Source organism: Methylobacterium sp. PvR107 (assembly GCF_017833295.1).
Lineage (GTDB): Bacteria > Pseudomonadota > Alphaproteobacteria > Rhizobiales > Beijerinckiaceae > Methylobacterium.
In genome coordinates, this window is record NZ_JAFIBW010000001.1 from 3128793 (window position 1) to 3149913 (window position 21121).

At 67.0% G+C, this 21121-nt stretch carries 16 protein-coding genes and 2 pseudogenes; 4 read left to right on the top strand and 14 right to left on the bottom strand.

The window, feature by feature from the left end:
• Positions 1 to 44 precede the first annotated feature (44 nt).
• A complete protein-coding gene (locus JOE48_RS14790) occupies positions 45 to 1148 on the top strand; it encodes a phosphatase PAP2 family protein (RefSeq protein WP_210030906.1) in 1104 nt (367 codons plus the stop codon).
• Between the two features lie 257 nt (positions 1149 to 1405).
• Positions 1406 to 2761, top strand: a pseudogene (locus JOE48_RS14795) (IS1182 family transposase).
• 183 nt (positions 2762 to 2944) lie between these two features.
• Here JOE48_RS14795 and JOE48_RS14800 read toward each other — a convergent pair.
• Both JOE48_RS14800 and JOE48_RS30335 read right to left on the bottom strand, forming a co-directional pair.
• On the bottom strand, positions 2945 to 5200 hold the full coding sequence (locus tag JOE48_RS14800) for a methyl-accepting chemotaxis protein (RefSeq protein ID WP_210030911.1): 2256 nt from the start codon (positions 5198 to 5200) through the stop codon (positions 2945 to 2947).
• A 533-nt stretch (positions 5201 to 5733) separates the two neighbouring features.
• Positions 5734 to 5850, bottom strand: a pseudogene (locus JOE48_RS30335) (GlxA family transcriptional regulator); the annotation flags it as partial.
• Between the two features lie 30 nt (positions 5851 to 5880).
• On the opposite strand from JOE48_RS30335, the gene JOE48_RS14805 reads away from it, so the two are divergent.
• Both JOE48_RS14805 and JOE48_RS14810 read left to right on the top strand, forming a co-directional pair.
• Positions 5881 to 6381 (top strand): SDR family NAD(P)-dependent oxidoreductase, encoded by a 501-nt coding sequence (locus tag JOE48_RS14805; RefSeq protein ID WP_312893219.1) that lies wholly within the window; start codon positions 5881 to 5883, stop codon positions 6379 to 6381.
• A gap of 15 nt (positions 6382 to 6396) precedes the next feature.
• Positions 6397 to 6792 carry a tautomerase family protein gene (locus JOE48_RS14810; protein WP_210030913.1) on the top strand — a complete coding sequence of 132 codons (396 nt, stop codon included), beginning with the start codon at positions 6397 to 6399 and terminating at the stop codon, positions 6790 to 6792.
• Positions 6793 to 6873: 81 nt separating this feature from the next.
• Here the strand turns inward: JOE48_RS14810 and hpxZ are convergent, their stop codons facing one another.
• The 12 genes from hpxZ to JOE48_RS14870 all read right to left on the bottom strand — a co-directional run bounded on the left by hpxZ (position 6874) and on the right by JOE48_RS14870 (position 20953).
• Positions 6874 to 7278 (bottom strand): oxalurate catabolism protein HpxZ, encoded by a 405-nt coding sequence (gene hpxZ, locus JOE48_RS14815; RefSeq protein ID WP_245252832.1) that lies wholly within the window; start codon positions 7276 to 7278, stop codon positions 6874 to 6876.
• Positions 7279 to 8460, bottom strand: coding sequence for an amidase (locus tag JOE48_RS14820; protein WP_210030914.1), 1182 nt, complete (start codon positions 8458 to 8460; stop codon positions 7279 to 7281).
• Positions 8457 to 10073, bottom strand: a complete 1617-nt coding sequence (locus JOE48_RS14825) for an ABC transporter ATP-binding protein (RefSeq protein WP_210030917.1) — start codon at positions 10071 to 10073, stop codon at positions 8457 to 8459. The genes JOE48_RS14820 and JOE48_RS14825 overlap by 4 nt, the downstream gene beginning before the upstream one ends.
• Positions 10070 to 10897, bottom strand: coding sequence for an ABC transporter permease (locus JOE48_RS14830; RefSeq protein ID WP_210030919.1), 828 nt, complete (start codon positions 10895 to 10897; stop codon positions 10070 to 10072). The genes JOE48_RS14825 and JOE48_RS14830 overlap by 4 nt, the downstream gene beginning before the upstream one ends.
• Positions 10898 to 10899: 2 nt before the next feature.
• Complete coding sequence (locus tag JOE48_RS14835) at positions 10900 to 11871, bottom strand: ABC transporter permease (protein WP_210030921.1); 972 nt, start codon at positions 11869 to 11871, stop codon at positions 10900 to 10902.
• 4 nt (positions 11872 to 11875) lie between these two features.
• Positions 11876 to 13495 carry an ABC transporter substrate-binding protein gene (locus JOE48_RS14840; protein ID WP_210030922.1) on the bottom strand — a complete coding sequence of 540 codons (1620 nt, stop codon included), beginning with the start codon at positions 13493 to 13495 and terminating at the stop codon, positions 11876 to 11878.
• Between the two features lie 264 nt (positions 13496 to 13759).
• On the bottom strand, positions 13760 to 14680 hold the full coding sequence (locus JOE48_RS14845; RefSeq protein ID WP_210030923.1) for an acetamidase/formamidase family protein: 921 nt from the start codon (positions 14678 to 14680) through the stop codon (positions 13760 to 13762).
• A gap of 47 nt (positions 14681 to 14727) precedes the next feature.
• Entirely contained in the window at positions 14728 to 15573 is an 846-nt protein-coding gene (locus JOE48_RS14850) for an ABC transporter permease (protein WP_210030924.1), read from the bottom strand.
• A gap of 1 nt (position 15574) precedes the next feature.
• On the bottom strand, positions 15575 to 16399 hold the full coding sequence (locus JOE48_RS14855) for an ABC transporter ATP-binding protein (RefSeq protein WP_312893220.1): 825 nt from the start codon (positions 16397 to 16399) through the stop codon (positions 15575 to 15577).
• A gap of 56 nt (positions 16400 to 16455) precedes the next feature.
• A complete protein-coding gene (locus JOE48_RS14860) occupies positions 16456 to 17418 on the bottom strand; it encodes an ABC transporter substrate-binding protein (RefSeq protein ID WP_245252833.1) in 963 nt (320 codons plus the stop codon).
• A 410-nt stretch (positions 17419 to 17828) separates the two neighbouring features.
• Positions 17829 to 19412, bottom strand: a complete 1584-nt coding sequence (locus JOE48_RS14865) for a GMC family oxidoreductase (RefSeq protein ID WP_210030929.1) — start codon at positions 19410 to 19412, stop codon at positions 17829 to 17831.
• Positions 19409 to 20953 (bottom strand): ABC transporter substrate-binding protein, encoded by a 1545-nt coding sequence (locus JOE48_RS14870; RefSeq protein ID WP_245252834.1) that lies wholly within the window; start codon positions 20951 to 20953, stop codon positions 19409 to 19411. Before JOE48_RS14870 ends, JOE48_RS14865 begins: the two co-directional genes overlap by 4 nt.
• Between the last annotated feature and the right edge of the window lie 168 nt (positions 20954 to 21121).

Below are 21121 nucleotides of genomic sequence, written 5' to 3' on the forward strand. Positions count from 1 at the left end.
CCACAGGGCGATGGCGCTCTCATACCTAAGCGAGGGAGAATGACATGACGAGAGGTGGAGCGTTCGGTCCCGCGGATGGTGCCGATGGCGCGGACGGGGCCGACGGCGCAGAAGGCTTCGAGAATCTTGACGCGCTGGGCAGTGGTCGCCGCTCTGTCTTTCGCCCGCTCGGTGCCGTCCCAGAGATGAAGCTTCGGGCCAACGAAACGGATTATCGAGGCCATCGCTGGCCGCCTCGATTGGATGGTCACACTTGGCCGCCTTTGTTACCGACGGCTTGCTGGCCGAGCGCGCCAGACACCATCCAGCCGCGCTTAGCGGATTTCACGCCTGATAACGCTTCGCTGCTCGTCCTCGCGGAATTCGTCCGGCTTAGGAACAATGCCGGTGACGACCGCTGGGCCCTCCTCATGTCTCCGCAGGACATGACGAATGACATCAATCAAATACAGCCCATCGACCAGGACCCCCAGCGTCCCTGCACAATGGTCGAGTTTGAGCTCAAACACTTGCGCAGACTTGCCCAATTTCGATCGGGCGCGATGACAGAAGCTTTGGCCCAGCGCAATGGCATCATCGGCTATTTCCGAGCCCTGCTGTATTTCGATCTGCAGACTCACCCGCACACATACTATCTCGTCGCAGCAGCGCTGCGGATCGGGCAGTTCCTCTGTATGTATTACAAGGGACAGTTCAATCGGCCGCGACCGGTACGCCTCGATCCAAGCTTGCTCCCGCCGATTGATCCCCCGGGCCACTCCTCCTATCCGAGCGGGCACGCCACCCAGTCATTCCTCATTGCGAGGTGCCTCGAACAGGTAGTTCCAGTTGCGCTAGGCTCGGGGCAGGCAAATCAGCAAAGCCCCTTCTGGCTGCTCGCGGAGCGCATCGCGAAGCTCCGCGAGGTTCTGGGGGTGCATTACCCGAGTGACACTCTAGGAGGGCAAGCTTTGGCCGAGAGCGCGTTTCCGCTGATGCTGACATGCGCCCGTGTTGCTGGGACCGCAGGCCCGGATCTTGATGGGGACGGCGTTCCAGACAACCAACTTAAAGACGAAGTTGGGGCGCCGCTGACAATTGTCGGCCAGCCGATTTACGACAATGGATGGCTCGCTCTCGCGAGAAAGGAGTGGGAGCCGCGCCAATGATGCGCGACAGCATGGGACAAGCTGTGGCCATGTCCGCTTTAGAGATGCCGGCGAAGGCCGCCGAATGGCCGAGATGGGCGCTACGCTGAACGGCCGCTTTTGCGCTAATCGGCGATCCGGCATGGCGTAATATGGCCGAAAGCAGCCGGTCCGCTTCAGGGATGAGCCGCCTTAAAAGCGGACGGTCCCCTATCGACCGAGGCTGTGTCGAGAGTCCCTTCTGGGATAGACTTGCGTCCTCATTTGAGGTGGCCCCCATGGGGCGGTTCGTCGAAGGGCAGACCTGTCGGCAGTCCTGGTTGCTGCCCAGTTCGCTGGACGACTATGTCACCGCGGACAATCCGGTTCGGGTGATCGAGGCCTTCATCGACGAACTCGATCTCGGCACCCTCGGCTTCACCCGCTGTGAGCCCGCAGCGACGGGGCGGCCTGCCTATGATCCGGCCACGCTTCTGAAGCTCTATCTCTACGGCGATCTCAACCGGGTACCGTCGAGGCGGCGGCTTGAGCGGGAGGCACAGCGCAACATCGAGGGGATGTGGCTGACCGGTCGCCGGGCTCCCGATCACAAGACGATCGCCAACTTCAGGCGCGACAACGGGCCTGCGATCCAGGCCGCCTGTCGGCAATTCGTGGTCCTGTGCCGGGATCTACGGCTGTGCGCCGGGGCGACCGGCGCCGTGGACGGATCGAAGTTCAAGGCGGTCAACAACCGGGACCGCAACTACACCGTGGCCAAGCTCGCCAAACGCCTGGAACAGGTGGATGCCAGCATCGCCCGCTCCCTCGCGGCGCTCGACCGGGCGGACAGGGAAGGCAACGACGTTCCCGAGGCGCGGACGCAGGGTATCGGCGAGAAGATCGCCGCCCTGCGCCGACAGATGGCCTTCCTGCGCGAGATGCAGGCGCAGGTAGGGACCGCGGACGACGGACAGGTCTCACGGACCGACCCGGACGCGCCCTCGATGGCAACGAGCGGGCGCGGCACGGGCATCGTCGGCTACAACGTCCAGATCGCCGTCGATCCCGAGCATCATCTCGTCGTAGCGCATGACGTCGTCAACGAGGGCCACGACCGGACCCAGCTGGTGCCGATGGGGGGCCGGCCCTCCATGCAAGGGAGGTCGTGGTCCTGGCCGATCGCGGCTACGACAGCGGCGACGAGGTTCTAGCCTGCGAAGGCACAGGCATCCTGCCGGCCATGCCGCGGGCTGACACGTCAGGTCGAGCCAAGAAGGGGCCCTTCGTGCGCGCCGACTGCGTCTACGACACCGCGGCTGACCACGACGTCTGTCCCGCCGGGGCTGTGCTGACGAAGTCCGCCGCGCGCTCAGATCGACACGGCGACATCGACCATTACCGCAACCTGGAAGCCTGTCATGCCTGCGCGATGCGGGCGCGCTGCACGACAGAGAAGGTGAAGCGCTTCAAGCGCTGGAAGCACGAGGCGGTGCTGGAGGCCATTGAAGGCTTGGATGGGCAGTACGCCCTTCCTGACGAAGGGCCTGAAAGCCGTGAGAACCGAGATGAGCCTCGCCATCCTCGCCTACAATGTGAAGCGGATGATCCGCCTGTTCGGCGCAACCTGGCTCATCCAGGCCATTCGCGCCTGAAGCAGCCCGCCACGCCGCCGTCGTCATCCTGCTGATCTACGCCGGCGGCCACGATCAATGCGTTTTGACACGGCCTCGACCCATGCCAGCCGTTCAGGCCGTCGTCGGTTCATCCCAAAAGCAGCCTTTCGTCGGTCGTCCGACAACTTCAGCTCGAGATAAGAAGCGGTCCCTGGCCGCCGCTCACGCGGCCTCACGGGCTTCTTTCGTGAGTGCCGCGATCAGCACATCGTCGAGGCGGTCCGCTTCGACCAGCTTCACACCGAAGCGTTCATAGGCTGCGTGGACCACCGAGCCGCGGCGGGCGCGACCGTCCCCGAAGTCAAGCGTCACTGGGCTTTCGGGCCGTAAGTCCTCACCGGGCAGGGATACCTTCGCGCCACCCCGGCTGACGTCTTCGAGGCGAGCCTCACGAGGCGTGCCGGCGATATGCACACGGATCGTCGCATTTGACTGAAGCCGCATATTGGAACGCCGCTCGGAGATGGCTCGTACGACCTCCTCAAGGCGCGTGCTAAACTTCCCGGCTTCACCCAGAAGGCTCTCGGCAAAATGGGCCACTTCGGCCGCGAGCCGATCCGTCTCGCTTGCTTTCGCAGGCAGAGAGCTCAGGTTCTCGATCGCCGAGCGCGTGCGATCGGCGGATGCTTGTACCGTTCGGTCGATCTCAGCAGTCGTGGCACTCTGCTCCTCAACGGCGCTGGCGATCGTCGAGGCTGCGACGTTGATGGTGGAGATCGTATCGTTGACCCGACCCATGGCCATGAGCACGTCGTTTGAGGCCGTACGCAAGGCAGCGACCTGCTGGCCGATCTCGGCCGTAGCTCTGCCGGTCTGCTCGGCCAGACCCTTTACCTCGCTCGCCACGACGGCAAAGCCCCGACCCGCACTGCCCGCGCGGGCGGCCTCAATAGTGGCGTTGAGCGCCAGTAGGTTGGTCTGCGCCGCGATCTGGCTGATCAGATCCGTGAAGCTGCTGATCCGCGCACTGGCCTGATCGAGCAGCACCGCGAGAGAACGGGCAGCATGGACCTGTTCCTGCGCCTGTCGCACCACAGCGTTGGACTGCGCGGCCTGGGTCGCGATCTCTGCAATCGAGGCGGAGAGTTCCGTCACGGCGGTAGCAACGCCTGAAATGTCTGCGATCGATCCCTGCAGACCATCGACAGATTGGTCGAGTTGCGTCCGTGTCGTGCCAGCGTGGCCACGAACCTGTTTCGTCGACGTGCCCATCTTCCCGGCGAGCTCCTGGAAGCGCGCCATGGCGCGCTGGGTCGACGATGTGATGCGGTCCGAGATCTCGACCATGTAGGCCACCCAGGCGTCGCGCTCGACCAAGCGGTCAGCATTGGCCGCCTCGGCGATCTGAGCCGCGGTGCGGTCCCGGTAGTGCACGACGGCGCGGGCGAGCTCGGCGATCTCGTCGCTGCCCTGAGCTTCCGGCACGTCGGCGGTGACATCCCGGTCGGCGAGAACCCGGATCCGCAAGCCAAGATTGTCGAGCGCCCGCACGATCGACCGGGTCAGGAGCCACGCAATTACGAAGGCTATGGCCGTGACGCTGAAGCCGACAGCACCGGCAATGCTTATGGCGCTGTAGAAGCCGTCAATGCGGACCTTCAGCAGGCGATCGAGTTCATCGGCTGCAGCCGTCTGCAGGCGGTCGTTTGCTGCGATGGCCGCAGCCATGGTCTCCTCGAATGCCGCAGTCTCTCTCGGCGTACGACGACCGGCCTCGTGCGCCTGCATTAGGACATCGGCCGTTGAGAACAGGGCCTTGTAGGCGTCCTGAAAGGTTTCCAGCGGTCGCGCGAGCGCCTGCTTGGTGTCCCCCGCATTGGCAGCGAAGGCTTTGGCGAGAGAGCGTTCGACGCCTTCGAGGTTCGCCCGCACCTTGCCCAGATCGATGAGCCTCGCGGCGTAATCCGCTTTCGAGATGTTCGTCCGCTCGGCTTGCGCACGGGCCGAGCCCAGCAACTTCCAGTCCAATTCGAGCATCTCGGGCAGCCGCACCACTGCCGCGTCCATGACGTAGAAGGAGTCGAGGTCGGGATCGAGCAGAAGGTTCGACCCGTCTCCAACGGCGTCGATCAAGGCATGGGCAGCGGCAACCTGAGCGGCACGATCGGTACCGGAAAGGGCCTTGCCGAGGTCATCACCCGCAGTGTTGGCCTTGTTCGCTTCCGCCAGGGAAAGGCTGGTCGTACGCTCGGCCTGTAGTTTCCGGGGGTCGAGGGCCGCGCTGGGATGCACGGTAGCGGCCTGGAGCATGACAGGCCATACGGCGCGGATTTGAGTGACCCCGAGCCTTTCGGCGTCGGCGAAGCGGACGCTGGTCATCGCCTGCTGCACGTAGAGTGCGGCGAAGATGCCGATCGGCAATAAAAACAGGCTCACTGCCGCGATGAGTTTGCGACGTATAGTGAAGATACTCTTCAAGGCCGCCCCCTAGACAATTAGGCATATTTGCGCGACCCGTATATTTGCATACATTGCCTGAGCAGGCGTGAATGCGGCCGCAATTAGATCGCGGACTTCGGATTTAAATGGCAGGATCTCTACCTTTTTCCCTCATCGTAGCCACCGGCGCAGTGAGCTTGAACGATTATCCGTCAGGCGCACCTCAGTTGGAGTTCGGTGCCGAATGACGGTCTTGAGGACTGCCTGAGCGCGGTCCTTTCCAAGGGCTCCATCGGGCGGGTATTGGTCCCTGCAGCGATGCCCGCTTTAATGCCTCCGCCGTCCGGAAGCGGACGGACTGGAAACCGCCCATCTGAGACGCTCACCCGGGTCCGGTGCGGCTGGCCGATGATGGCCGAAAGCCGCCGGTCTGCTTCTGGGCTGGTCCGCTGGAAAATCGGACGGGCTGCCAAGATCCGGCTCGGACACGTATACTCCGCAGATCTTCGCCTTGAAGCAGTTGTTCAAGGTGAATTATCCTCCAAAACGTGCTAGACCGTGGGTGGCCAACGCTACGCAGTCGCCGTATCCAAGTCTCCACGCGCATTGCGCCGGATAACCTGCGGCGGCTGCCCGAACGCTCGGAGGAACGCGCGACGTATCCGGTTGCGGTCTGCGAAGCCGGCATCGGCTCCGTCGCCTCGACCCTTCAGGCCGACGTGGAGGCAATGGACGCGATGATCCAGCTCAATATCACCGCGCTGACCCGACTGACCTGCGCGGTCGCGCCGGCTCTCGTTGCGCGCGGCTCGGGGACCATCGTCAACATCTCGTCCGTCGTCGGCATCGCGGTCGAGATGCTCAACGGCGTCTGCAGCGCCTCGAAGTCCTACGTCCTCAGCTTCGGCCATGCGCTGCAGAAGGACCTCGCGGACAAGGGCGTCCGCGTCCAGACCGTGCTGCCCGGCGCGACGGCCACCGAGTTCTGGGATGTCGCCGGCTACGCGGCGCAGAAGACGTCGGCGATCACGATGTCGGCGGCCGACCTTGTCGATGCGGCGCTCGCCGGGCTCGACCAGGGCGAGCTCGTCACCATCCCGGGCCTGCAGGACGTCGCCGACTGGACGCGCTGGCAGGAGGATCGCCGGGCCATGGCCGCCAAGTTCGGCAACGCCAAGCCGTCGGCGCGCTACGGGCTCGTGACGGCGAACGCGGCCTGAACCCGGAGACCCTCCATGCCGTACCTCCAGCTCGACGTGACCAGCACGCATTCCGTGGCCTCCAAGAAGCGCCTCGCGGCGCAGATGAGCCGGACCTACGCGGAGATGATGTCGGTCGACATCAGGCGGATCAGCGTCGCCATCCGCGAGCTCGGCGAGGGCGGCGTGTGGCGGATACCGGAAGCCGGCGGCGAGCCGGTGCCGGTCTCCGTGATGATGCTGGACATCCGCAAAGGACGCTCGGCCGAGTTGCGGATGGAGGTCGCCAAGGCGCTGTGCGCCCATTGCGTCGAGATCCTCGGCCTGCGCGAGGATCGCCTCAACGTCGAGTTCACGCAGCATCCCGGCGACGAGATGTATCACCCGACCCTCGGGGGCTACAGCCCCGAATGGTCGCCGGACGAGCGGTGATCCGTGTCGCAAACGGTTCTGGCCGGTAACGGAATGGCTGATTCGGAGAAAAATCGACAGGAAAGCAGCCCGCCTAAGCGCCTATAAGCAATCCGCAGCCGGCATGATTGACACGTGGGCTGACACCACCTTCCAACCGCTGTCGGGTAGACGCATCCAAGTCTGGCTTTGACGCCCGATGCCGGCCTTGCCGCGCGGCTTGAATTCCAGATTGACCGTGGCGAAGTCGGTCCCGAGCGTCAGGATCTCCAGCCGGATCCGCGCCTCCTTGGTCCCGCCCGGCGGCGGATCGGCGGCGACCCGTGCGGCGTGGACCTCGGCAAAGCCGTAGCAGTTCTCATGGAGGGCGTAGCGGATCGTGTGTGGACTGTCCCAGAAGGTCTCGTCGAGCACGGCGACGTCCTTTTCGACGAGCGCCCGCTCGTAGCGCTCGAACAGGGCGGTAATCTCGGCCACGACCTCGGGGCGGTTCACAGTCACGTCCATTCAGGCCTCCAGGGCGACCGCGGTACGGATCAGGTCGAGGTCGGTTCCACGCGCACCGAGGATCGACAGGCCGACCGGGGCGCCGTCGACGCATGCGCCCGGCAGATTGACCTGCGGGACGCCGGTGAGGCCGCCGTGGCTCGTCAGGCAGGCGATACGCTCCCGCAGGGGATGCAGTTCGCCGAGCGGCAGCCCGCGCAGCGGCGCCGGGAACGGCGTGGTCGGGAGGCACAGGATCGTGCCGGGGGGCAGAAGCCGGGCGAGGCGCGCCCGGGCCTCGATCCGCATCAGGCCCGCGGCGCTGCGCTCGGCGTCGGTCATCATCGAGCCCTGGATCAGCGCGCGGGCGACCGAGAAGGCCATGCGTGGATTGCAGGCATCGAGCCAGGGTTCGAAGGTCTGCCACGCCTCGCTGCTCTGGAGGACGCGCTGCGCCCGCTGCCACACGGACAGGCCCTGCGGCGCCAGGGTCACGTCGCGGCGGTTGCCGATCAGGGCGGCCAAGCGGTCGACCTGCGGGGCCAGCGCCTCCTGCACGGCGGCATCGGCGAAGCCGAGCGCATCGGCGGCCACGAGCAGCGTGTGCGGCATGTGATCCGGCATGGCTTCGCCGAACACCACCTCGCCGACCCGCGCGAAGGTGCGCGCGTCTCGGGCGAACCAGCCGCAGGTATCCGAGCTCGGCGCCTGGACGCAGATCCCGGAAAAGTCGATGCGGCCGTGCGTTGGCCGGATGCCGTAGAGGCCGCAGAAGCTCGCCGGTACGCGCACGGACCCGCCGGTATCCGTGCCCAGGGCGAAGTCGCAGGCGCCCGCGGCCACCGCGGAGGCCGAGCCGCTGGAGGAGCCGCCGGGCACCCGATGGGGCGCCGCGGGATTGAGCGGCGTGCCATCGTGGGCGTTCTCGCCGAGAATTCCCAGTGAGACTTCGTCGGTGACCGTCTTGCCGACGACCGAGGCGCCCGCATCGAGCAGCGTCTGCACCACGCCGGCATGGCGGGCCGGCGTCGGGTAGACGCGCGGCCAGTCCGGGTTTCCGCCCCCCGTGGGCGTGTCCGCGACGTCGATCAGGTCCTTGACGGCGAAGGTGAGGCCGGCGAGCGGCCCCGTCGCGGATCCGGCGACGCGGAGGCGCGGTCCGGGCAGGAACGGGTCCGTCGAGAGGGGCTGCGCGGTCGTCATGCGGGGATCGGTTCCTGCCATTGGGCGCCGGGCACGGCGGCGAACAGCGCCTTGGTGTAGGGGTGCTTCGGCGCGAAGAAGATCTCGGCCGTGGGCGCGACCTCGACCACCTGACCGGACCGCATCACCGCGATCCGGTCGCAGACCTGCAGCGCGACCCGGAGATCGTGGGTCACGAACAGCATGCTGAGCTGCAGCCGCGCCTTGATGTCGGCGAGCAGCGCCAGGACCTGCGCCTGCACGGAGACGTCCAGCGCCGAGACCGGCTCGTCGGCCACCAGAATCTCGGGCTTCATGGCGAGCGCCCGGGCGATGCCGATCCGCTGGCGCTGGCCACCGCTGAACTCGTGCGGGAAGCGCTGCGCCGCCGCGGGGTCGAGGCCGACCAGCGCCAGCATCTCGCACGCCTGGACCCGCGCGATCCCAGGCTCGGTGCCGTGGATGATCGGCCCCTCGGCGACGATGTCGACCACGCGCTGGCGCGGATCGAGGGAGCCGTACGGGTCTTGGAACACCATCTGCACGCGCCGGCGGTGCGGGCGCATCTGGCGGCGGCTCAGCTCGGCGACGCTGTGTCCGGCAAGCAGAATTTCGCCGCCATCGACCGGCATCAGGCGGGTGATCGCCCGCGCCAGCGTGCTCTTGCCCGAGCCGCTCTCGCCGACGAGGCCCAGGGTTTCGCCCCGCCTGAGCAAAACGTCCACGCCGTCGAGGGCCCGGGTGACGCGCCCCCCGAACAGGCCGCGGGCGCCGTAGGTCTTTTCGACCCCCTTGGCCTCCACCACCAGAGGGGCGGTGCTCGCGGCCCGGCGGGGCGGCGGCGCGAGCTTCGGCACGGCGGCGATGAGCGCGCGCGTGTAGGGATGCTTCGGCGCCCCGAGGACTGAGGCCGCGGGCCCCTGCTCGACCAGGACGCCTTTCTGCAAGACTGCCACCGTGTCGGCGATGTCGGCCACGACGCCGAAATCGTGCGTGATGAACAGGACGCTCGTGCCGTGCTCGCGCTGCAGGTCGCGGATCAGGGAGAGGATCTGCGCCTGCGTGGTGACGTCGAGCGCCGTGGTCGGCTCGTCGGCGATGAGCAGCCGCGGGTTCAACGCCAGCGCCATGGCGATCATCGCCCGCTGCCGCTGGCCGCCCGAGAGCTGGTGCGGGTAGGAGCGCAGCAGACGGGCCGGGTCCGGGAGATGGACGCTTTCGAGCAGCGCGAGGATGCGCGCCCGGCGGTCCGCGCGCCCGAGCGGCGTGTGGACGCGCAGGACCTCGTCGATCTGCCGCCCGATCGTGTGGAGCGGGTTCAGGGCCGTCATGGGCTCCTGGAAGATCATCGCGATGCGCGCACCCCGGACTTTGCGCATCTGACGCGGGGTGATCGCCGCGAGATCCGCACCCTCGAACTGAATGCGCCCGCCCGCGACGCGCACCCGCGGTCCCGGGAGCAGCCCGAGGATCGCGCGGGCCACCATCGACTTGCCCGATCCGCTCTCGCCGATCAGGCAGGTGACCGCCCCGGGCCGCAGGACGAGATCGAGATCAGTGACGGCATTCGGGCGGTCCGCGCCGGGCGGCAGCGTAATCGTGAGCGTCTCGATCTCGAGGACGGCGTCGCTCATCGCTCTCGGAGCCTCGGGTTCAGGACCTCGTTCAGGCCGTCCCCGACGAGGTTGATGGCGAGGACGGTCAGCAGGATCGCCAGCCCGGGGAACGTGCAGATCCACCACGCCGACCGGAGGACCGCGCGGCCCGAACTGATGATCAGGCCCCAGCTCATCACGTTGGGATCGCCGAGGCCGAGGAAGGCGAGCCCCGCCTCGATCAGGATTGCCGTGCCGATCAGGAGCGTCCCGACGGCGATGATGGCCGCGGTGCAGTTCGGCAGCATGTGGCGGAAGACGATGCGGGCGTCGCCCGCCCCCAGGCCGTCGCAGGCCAGCACGAACTCGCGGCCGCCGAGCGCCACGAACTCCCCGCGCACGAGCCGGGCGATGCCGGGCCAGGAGACGGCCACGATCGCCACGACCTCGCTGGAGAGCGACGGCGACAGGATCGCCACGATCAGGATCGCCAGCACGAAGGCGGGGATCGTCTGGAAGAACTCCGTGAGCCGCATCAGTGCGACCTCGACGCCGCCCCGATAGTAACCGGCGAGCCCGCCGATCAGGGTCCCGAGCAGGATCGCCGCCCCGGTCGCGCTGAGGCCGATGATCAGGGAGGTGCGGGCGCCGTACGCGATCTCCGCGGCCACGTCGCGTCCCAGCGTGTCGGTGCCGAGCAGAAACTGGCCGCCAGGCGGCTGGAGAGCCGGGCCGACGAGGCCGAACGGATCGCCCGGATAGAGGAGCGGCGTGAGCGCCACGAGGGCGACCAGCCCGAGGAGCACCATCGCCCCGGCGAGCGCGAGGCGGTTGCGCGCGAACCGCGCGAGAGCCGTACGCATCGCTAGAGCTCCAGCCGCGGATCGAGGCAGACGTAGACGAGGTCGACCGCGAGGTTGATCGCCACCACGAGGCAGGCGGAGACGAAGAAGATGCCGAGGAGCAGGTTGAGGTCGCGCGACTGGAGCGCGTTGAAGGCCAGGGTGCCGACCCCCGGCCAGCCGAACACCGTCTCGACCACGATGGAGCCGCCGATCAGGTTGCCGGCCTGCACGCCCGCCATGGTGACCACCGGCAGCAGCGCGTTGCGCAGGACGTGCCCGGTCATCACCCGGGCCTCGGTCTGGCCCTTGGCGCGGGCGGTGGTGACGTAGTCCATGCCGACCTGCTCCAGCACGGAGGCGCGCATCACCCGGGCGTAGACCGCGAGGTAGAACAGTGCGAGCGCCACCGCCGGCATGACCAGGTGGCGACCGACATCCCAGACCTCGTCCCAGCCCTCGTTGTCGGCGCCGACCGTGTCGTAGCCGCTGGTGGGCAGCCAGCCGAGGCGGATGGCGAAGACCACGATCATCATCAGCCCGAGCCAGAAGCCCGGCGTCGCGTAGGCCACGAGGCTGACGAGGGAGATGAGTGCGTCGCGCCAGGAATTGCGCCCGGTCGCGGCCACGAGGCCGAGGAGCGTCCCGATCACCAGCGCGGCCGCGAAGGCGGTCAGCATCAGCAGCCCGGTGGGCCAGAGCCGGTCGACGATCAGGCTTCCCACCGGGCTGTCGTTGCGGAACGAGTAGCCGAGATCGAGGTGGAGCATGTTCAGCAGGTAGACGCCGAACTGCGTGGCAAGCGGCTGGTCGAGGCCGAACTTGTGGCGCAGCTGCTCCATGTATTCGGGGCTCGCCGCCCCGCTCTCGCCGGCCAGCACGGAGGCCGCGTCGCCGGGCGCGAGGTGGATCAGGAAGAAGTTGAGCACGACGATGCCGAGCACCACCGGGATCGACAGCAGCAGCCGGTAGCCGAGGAAACGCGCGAGCCGCACGGGACTACTTGTCCATCCAGGCCCGCTCGAAGGCTTGCTGGGTTCCGAGGGGGCCGGTCGTGTGGTCCTTGAGGCGCCGGTTGAAGACGCTGACGTACTGCACGTCGATGAGCCAGATCATCGGGCTGTCCTCCGCCAGGATCTGCTGGACCTTCTTGTAGAGCGCGGCGCGCTTCTCGGCATCCGGCTCGCGCGCGCCCTCGCCGAGCATGCGATCGACCTCAGGATTGCTGTAGAAGGTGTCGTTGACGAAGGTCACGCCTTTGCGGATCTGACTGGTAAGGAACTGCTTGTTCAGCCCGTAGACCGGGTCGACGCCCTGGCTGAGGAACGGCTCGTTCAGGTCGTAATCGTAGTTGGTGTAGACGCGCCGCAGCCAGGTCGCGGTGTCCTCGGAGCGCAGCGTCACGGCGATGCCCACGCCGGCCAGCGCCTGCTTCAGGTACTCGGCCTGCCGCAGCCACTGCTCGCCGAAGGAATTGACCTCCAGGTGCAGGGCAAAGCGGGTTCCGTCCGCGCCGCGCGGGGCGCCGGCCTCGTCGAGCAGCCGGTTGGCGATGTCCAGACGGTCGGGCACATCGTACTGGCGCACGTCGTCGGTGTAGAGGCCGGCGGTCTTGAACTTGCGGCTGAGCGGGCCGGTGGCGGGCTGGCCGTAGCCGAACATCACGTCCTTGAGGATGACCTTGCGGTCGATGGCGTAGGCGATCGCTTGGCGCACTTCCTTCTTCTGGAGATGCGGGTGACGGCCGTTCAGCTCAAGGACGCTCTGGGCCGGCGTCATCTCGTAGCCCTTGGTCGTCAGGTCGAGGATCGGGTTGGTCTTCATCCGCGCGAGATCGGCGTAGTTCACCGCGCTGTACCCGGCGAAATGCGCCTCCCCCGCCTCCATGGCCGCCGAGCGCGTGGCCGCGTCCGGGATGAACCGGGCGACGATCCGGTTGAGATACGGCAGGCCCGGCTTCCAGTAGCTCTCGTTGCGATCAAGGCGCACGAACTGACCGCGCTCCCAGCTCGCAAACTTGAACGGACCGGTGCCGATCGGCTTGTTGGCGCTGGGGTTCTGGAGGACGTCCGTGCCCTCGAAGACGGAGCGGCACAGGATCGGCAGGTCGCGCCCGGACAGCGCCTTCATGATGTAGGGCGCGGGATTGGCGAGCCGCAGCACAGCGGTCATCGAGTCCGGCGTGTCGACGGCGACCAGCTCCGCGAGCATGACCGGCGCGATCGGATTGTACTTCTTCAGGATCTCCATGAAGGAGTACTGCACGTCGGCGCTCGTGAACGGCTTCCCGTTGTGGAAGGTCACACCGTCCTGGAGCTTGAACGTGATGGTCTTGCCGTCGGGCGCGACCTCCCAGGACTTCGCGAGGTTCGGCTGCGGGTTCTGGTCCCAGTCGTAGGTGCACAGACCCTCGTAGACCTGGGTGGCGATCGGCGGGATGTTGCCCGCCGACACCGCGTAATGCGCCAGGGTCGAGGGCTCGGGATGGACGATCATCACCATCGTGCCCCCGCGTTTCGGCTCGGCGGCGCGCGCGCCGCTCGCGGCCGCTGCGAGGCCGAGGGGAAGCGCCAGAATCGTACGGCGGGAGAGATCGGTCGCGTCGAACGTGCGGGGCAAGCCAGAGGACTCCTGAAACGTCCCGGCATTTCGCAATAAGCGTGCCATGTATGCTTCCGAATTAAGCGTTATATTGCGCAAGATGAAAGATTTCTTTGTAGTTTCTATTTAACAATGACGGGAGCAGAATAAATATTTTGCACATTGTTGAGCAGCGCCGATGCCTCGCTGCACAGCCCCGGCGCCGTGCAGCGGGCACGATGGACGACGCAACTCAGCGGTTCGCGCCCGGCTTATCATTGGATGGCGGATCTGCCCATGAATTCACTGGAACGCCGCAAGGATCGCCTTCGGCACCTTGCAGATGTACGTGTATTTCGGATTGACCATCTGCGTGCAGCGCGCCTCGGCGATCTGCGCGAGCAGCAGGTAACCATCCGGCTCGGGGATGTTCCACTCATCGGCGAGCCAGTAGATCATGTCGGCGAAGGCGATGCGCATCGCGTCCTCGAGCGGGCGGGCGCAGCCGAGTGTGCAGATATGCGTGGGCGTCTCGATCCGCGGGTGGCCGAGCCGCGCCGGCGCGGGCACGAGGCTCACCCGCAGGGTCACGTTCGCACCGATCTCGATCGCTCCCATACCGACGGCTTCGCCGTCGCCCTGGAGCGCGTGACAATCGCCGATGAAGAAATGCGCGCCGGTCTTTTCGACCCGCAGCATCACGGTATTGCCGGTGGTGACCTCCTGAACGTCGAGGTTGCCGCCATGCGTGCCGTTGTCGACCGTCAGGACCGCGCCGTGGACCGGCGCGACGCCGATGACGCCGGCCATCGGCTTTACCGGCAGCCGGAGCCGGTCATTCCAAATCACATGGCCGTCGTGCACGTCGACGACCTTGGTCCGGATGCCCCATTCCTTGCGGCGCACCCAGTCCGGGAACATGCCGTGCCCGGGCCAGAGGGAGCTGTAACCGCGCTGGCCGAGTTCCATGTCGAGGATCTCGACCTTCAGCATGTCGCCCGGCTTCGCGCCCGCGACCTCGATCGGGCCGGTTGCCCCATTCACGAACGGGAATGTGACGTCGGCCTCGGTCAGGTTCTGCCCGAGCTCCCTGATGACGCCGTCACCGATGTTGATCACGCATTCGACCGTGACGATCTCGCCCGGTGCGATCGTCGCGACGAAGGACTCGTCGCCAGAGAGGGCGTACTTGATCGTTCCCTGCTTGCTGATGCGCTGCGTCACACGGGGCTCCTGATAACGATGGCGTTGGTGTCCAGGGGTGGCGTGGGTCAGTGATGATCCCGCCAGGGCATGAGCAGCCGCTCGGCCCGGCCGACCAGGAAGGTCAGGATAAGGGCCAGCGCGATCGTGCCGACCAGCGCGGCGAAGACCTTCGGGATCGCGTAGAGGGATCCTGCCTGGAAGATGGCGTGGCCCAGGCCCACGGACGACGACATGAACTCGCCGACGATGGCACCGATCAGCGCGAAGCCGACGGTGAGCTTCAGGCCAGCGAAGATATCGGCGAGGCTCGACGGCACGACGAGCTTGGCGAAGATCTGCGGCTTCCGCGCGCCGAGGGTCCGCATGAGGTTGATCTGGTCCGGGTCGACGCCGAGCGCGCCCTTGTAGGAGGTCACGAGGGCGACCACGACGACCGAGAGCGTCGACATCGCGACCTTCGAGGCGAGCCCCGTCCCGAACCAGATGATGATGATCGGGGCGAGCGCGATGATCGGGATCGAGCCGATTGCGACAATGAAGGGCTGGACGACCCGCGAGACGAAGGTCGAGTACCAGAGCGACAGACCGGCGAGCGTGCCCACGATGTTGCCGATGAGGAACCCGAGCCCCGTCTCGAGGGCCGTCACGCCCGCATCGCGCAGGAGCGTACCGTCGGCGAGACCCTGCCAGAGGAACCGGCTGATCGCCGAGGGCGAGCCGAACAGGAAGGAGGATTGCGGGCTTTGGCGGGTCTGCCATTCCCAGGCCGCCAGCAGGGCTGCGAGGAGTGCGATCTGCACCAGCAGGACGAGCGCGCCTGAGCGCAGGCGCGCACCGTCGCGCGGCGGTGCGGGCGGGGCATCCCGGCTCGTCCCGATCACGGTTGCCGGTCCGGTCACGGCGTCCGACATCTCAGGACCTCGCTGCAGCGCGGCTGATGCCACGACCGGCGCCGCCAACCGTGGTGCGTGGAATATCGAGATCGGCCCAGATCTGGCGGACGTAGTCGCCGAAGCCGGCACTCTCTCGGGCCCCGATCATGTCGTCGGGCGCACAGTCGAGGTCGATCGTGTAGGCGGCCTTGACGGTGGTCGGCCGCCCACTCAGCACGAGGACCCGGTCGGCAATCGAGACGGCCTCCTCGATGTCGTGCGTGATCAGAAGCACGGACTTGCCGCCGTCGCGCACGAGCCGCACCGTGTCGGCTTCGATCAGCAGCTTCGTCTGGAAGTCGAGCGCCGCGAAGGGCTCGTCAAACAGCAGGACGTCCGGATCGTTGATCAGGGTGCGGGCAAGCGCCACCCGCTGGCGCATGCCGCCCGACAGAGTCGCGGGATAGGCCCCAGCGAAACCGTGCAGGCCGAGCTGGTCGAGGAGCGCGCGCGCCCGCTCGTCGGCCTGACCGCGCGGCATCCCTCGCAGTTCGGTGCCGAGCTTCACGTTGTCGAGGGCCGTGCGCCAGGGCAACAGAAGGTCTTTCTGCAGCATGTAGCCGATCCCGCTGGGCGTGCGGCCGCGCCGGTCGAGGGGCATGCCGTTCCAGAGGATGCGGCCCGAGTCCGCCGGCGTCAGACCGCAGACGGCGTTGAGGAGCGTGGTCTTCCCGCAGCCCGACGGGCCGACGATCGCGACGATCTCGCCGCGGGCGAGCGCGAAGGTGAGATCACCGACGACCGGCAGGATGCGACCGCCCGTCCGATACGCCTTGGCGAGATGCTCGACGGAGAGCGGGGGCACGGGAGACCCGGGGCGAGCCGCCGCTTGCAGAGTACCTTCGGACACGGGGGTGCCGTTCAGCCGGCGCGCTTCGCGGCCTTGTCGGCGAACGTATTGTCGACGACCTGATCGAAAGTCAGCGTGCCTTTGATATTCCCGAGGTATCTTTGCATGCCCATCAGGCTTTCCCAGGCGTCCTTCTCGGTCACGACGCTGGAGGCCGGGATTTTATACTTCAGCTCGGCATCGATGGCAGCGTCCACGACGTCGCCCGGGAGGTCCGGAAATTCCAGCCGCGCGACCTTCTTGGCGTAGTCGGGATCGTTGTAGGTTCTGCGCCCGGCCTCCTCGAAGGCTGTCACCAGGGCCTGCACGGTCGAGGGATCCTTCTGGATCGTTCCGGGCAGCACCATGATCCCGGTATTGCAGAAGGGCCCGACGTAGTTCGAGAAATCGAACACGATTTTTGCACCCTGCGCCACTGCCTGAGCGACGCCGGGCTGGTAGGCGACCGCGATGTCGGCCGCGCCGGCGAGCATGGCGGCGATCTCGGTTCCGGGACTCACCGGCACGATCGTCGCGTCGACGCCGAGCTTCATCCCATTGCTCTCGACGAGGCGCTTGGTCACGCTGAAGTTGGTGTTGGGTTCCGGCGAGGTGGCGATCCGCTTGCCCTTGAAGCCCTTCGGGTCGGTGAAGGGATCGACCGACTTCGAGACCGCGAAGTAGTGGGCCCGCTGAACAACGGTGCCGACCACCATCCCGGGCCCGCCGTTCTCGCGCGAGATCACCACCATCGTGGGGTCACCGATGGCGAAATCCGCCGAGCCCCCCAGCACGGCCGCGAAGGTCTGGGTGTCGCCTCCGGCGGCGCTCACCTGCATGGCGAGGCCGTTCTTCTCGAAGATGCCGGCGTGAATCCCGACGTAAAGGTTGATGTAGCCGAGGTTGTGGACGGCCTCGCTGAAGCGGACGGTCTTGAGTCCTGCGGCACGCGCGGCGGTCGGCGCCCATGCCGCGCCGACCGCTAGGCCGGTCATTCCTCTCAGGATCGAGCGCCGATGGAGCAGGGGCGACCAGGGCTGAGGCATACGAGCTCCGCGGGAGTCGATGAGGAAGTCAGGCGCGTGCCGAGAAAGGGCGGCTGTCGAAGCACCGGAGTCGAAGCACCGGATCCTGCGGCCGCTGCCGTCGGGCATTCGCTCAAGCAAGTTGGCTGCCAAACCGCACCCTCATTCGCGGAAATAGCGCACCATTCGATATGAAATCCGGTCTGCAAGCTCGAAAAGCAGCGAGAATGCCTGATCCATGCCGCCGCAACGGACGAACAGAGCCGATCAACTGCTACGCTTCAACGGCGATCGTTCGTCCACGATCAGCCGCACCGCGGGCGGCGCAAAGACCCGTCGATCGAATGCCGACAATGCTGCGCAATGCGATCCGGGGCTGACTAGAAATCGCTCTTCGACATCCGTCGAGCAAGATTCTCGCCGATCATCACGCAGGTAAAGTGCAGGTTGGCCCGACAATCGCTCGGCATGATGGAGGCATCGCACACCCGCAATCCGTCGATTCCGCGAACCTTGAGATCGGGGTCGACGACACCGGACGCGTCCTGCCAGCCGGTCATGCGGCACGTGCCGGCTGCGTGCTGGATGTCGCCGGCCTCGGCGAGCATCAGGGCATCGAGCTCGTCGTCCGGAAGGCGCGCGGCGGCGCCGATCGCGAGCGGGCTCTCGCCGAACCGGATCGCCGTCGCGAGACCGGCCAGGGCCGGGTGCGCGGTGAGGCCTGCGAGACGGCGCACCGCGTCGCGCATGCGCAGGCGATCGCGCGGGTCATCGAGCATGTTCTCCTCGATGATCGGGTTGGCTTCCGGATTGGGCGCGGTGAGGTGCAGCGTCCCGCGCGAGAACGCGTCGTAGAGCCCGACGCCGACAGCGCCCTGCGGCGTCGGTTCCGGCCCGGTCAGGGTCCGATGATTGTAGGCGACGAAGATCATGTCGCGTTCCCCGCCGCCCGCGAGGCCACTCGAGTACGTGACGCAGCAGTTGGTGTGGCGCGCATCCGTGCCGAGCGCCCGATGGCCCGGCTTCAGATCCAGCGTCGCCCGCAGGATCGGATGGTCCATGAAGTTGCGGCCGACAGCCTCGTGCGCCTGCCGGACGGGAATGCCGAGGGCGCGAAGCGGCTCGGCCGGGCCGATCCCGGAGCGCATCAGGATCGCCGGGCTGTGGACGGCGCCGGCGCACAGCACGATCTCGCGGCCATGGATCTCGGTCCAGGGCTCCGCACCGAAGCGGACGCGCAGGCCGACGGCCCGGTGGCCCTCGAACAGGACGCAGTCGACCAGGGCCTCGCAGCGGATCTCGAGGTTCGGCCGGTCGCGCGCCGGTTCCAGGTAGCCGTCGTTGGTGGTGACCCGGTGACCGTCGCGGCTGTTGATCGGGTTGCACGAGACGCCCTCGCCCACCGGCGAGTTGAGGTCCGCCTTCCAGGGATGGCCGGCTGCGAGGGCGGCCGCGCGAAGCCCCAGATCCACCGCGCCCCAGGCATCCGGCTTCGCGCGATACACGGGGAGCGGACCGCCGCGACGGCAGCTGTCCTCCAGGCCGAAATCGGCATCGTCCTCGATCCGGTCGAAGAGAGGCAGCACATCCGCGGCTGACCAGCCGGTGCATCCCTGATCCGCCCAGGCATCGAAGGCCGCGGGAACGCCGCGGATCGCGATCTGCGCGTTCACCGTCGAACTGCCGCCGAGCGCGCGACCGCGCCAGTAGAAGCGTGGCTCCTGCACACGGGTCCGCCGGCTCATCAGTCCCGGCCACTGCCAGTCCGCCTGATGGGCCGGGTCATACATGAACGGGATGATGTTGGCCGAGCGCAGCGCCGGCGGCGCATCGGTGGGGCGCCAATCGCGTCCAGCTTCCAGCAGGAGTACCCGGCGGCGCGGATCCTCCGAGAGGCGGGCTGCCAAAGCCGCCCCGGCGGAGCCTGCACCGACCACGACGATATCGTACGGGGCTGCGCTCATTGCTTCACGACGTTCCAGAAGAGCGGGATAGCGGAGGGGATCAGACCGGTGAGCGAGGTCCGGTAAGCCGCGGGCTGCGCGAACTGGCCGAACGGGACGACGAGGCCCTCTCCGTAGACGATGGTCTGGATCTCCCCTGCGATGGCGCGCCGCTTGTCCAGATCAGGCTCGCGGGCGAAACGGTCGAACAAGCCAACCATGCGCGGGTCGCACATGAACCCGGAACTCGCCGCGTCCTTGCAGTTGAAGTTGATCGCGGAGTTGGTCAGAGGCGAGCTGAGATCGAGCCCGAGCGCATGGATGCCGAAGAGGCCCCAGCCGGCCTTCTTGGTGCGTTTGGCGAGCAGGGCTGCCCAATCCATCACCTGCAGGTCGACGGTGAAGCCGGCCTCCTTCAGTCGATCGGCCAAGATGGTCGAGGACACGCGCGCCGCCTCGAGATCGTTGGCCACCATCACGATCACCGGCTCGCCCTTGTAGGCGGTCTCCTTCAGAGCGGACCGTGCCGCCGCCAGCGAAGGGTCGTGCAAGAGATCTGTCCCGACATGCGTCTCGTAGGGCGAGCCGCAGATGAAGAAGGCGTCGCAGGTTTGCGAGAAGCGTGGGTCGAGGCCGAACCCGTCGAGGACCTCGCGCTGATCGACGAGCCGCAGCAGCACGCGCCGAATGGCCGGGTCGTCGAAGGGCTTGGACGCCGTGTTAATGCGATAGTGGCCCGTGAACCTGTGCGGGCCGGTGAAGTTCATCACTGCCAAGCCCTTTTTGGACTCCATCTGAGCGATCAGGTCGAAGGGCGCATACTGCATGTAGTCGATCTCGCCCACGCCGAGGGCGCCCGCCGCCGTCGCCCCGTCGGGGATGACGCGGATGTCGAGGGCGTCGACCTTCACGACCTTGCCGCCCGCCAAGAAGTCGGCCGGCTCGGGACGCGGCCGATAGTCGGTGTTCCGGCGCAGGAGCATGTGGTCGCCGGGGATGTGCGCGGCGCGGTCGTAGATGAACGGACCGGATCCCACGACCTCAGAGAGCTGCGTCGTCGGGGGCGCCGCGGCGAGCCGCGCCGGCATGATAAACGGCGTGGGGCTCGATGTCGTGCCGAGTGTGTCGAGGACGAGGCCGTAGGGCTCTCGCAGCGTCAGCACGAAGGTCCGGTCGTCCACGGCGTCGAGGGCAGCCGTCACGTCCATGAGCCGGCCGCCCAACGCGCTGCGAGCCGCCCAGCGCCGCAGCGAGGCGACGCAGTCGGCGGCCCGGACCGGCGCGCCGTCGTGGAAGCGCAGCCCGTCGCGCAAGGTGAAGCGCCAGGTGAGCCGATCATCCGACACCGACCATGTGTCGACCATCTGCGGCCGGAACACGCCCGTCGCGTCCGGCGCGAACAGCGTCTCATATACCATGAAGCCGAAGGTTCGCGTGATGTACGCCGTGGTGAAGTAGGGGTCGAGGGTGACGATCTCGGCTTCCAGCACCGCCTTCAGCGTCGTTTCCGCGCCCGCGGAGCCCGGCGCGAGCAGCGCCACGGCCGCGAATAGGCCGGACAACCAGGATCGTCTCATTTCGCATTCACCCTTTGCCTGGGCCGCAGAGGCAAGCCGGATACCAAGCCGATCGCGCGCGTCGGCTGGCGATCGCGGTCGAGCCGGCATGCGGGGATGCCCGGTATACGATCGGAGGGATCGTCATGGATGATGCCGTATTCGCGCGTCTTC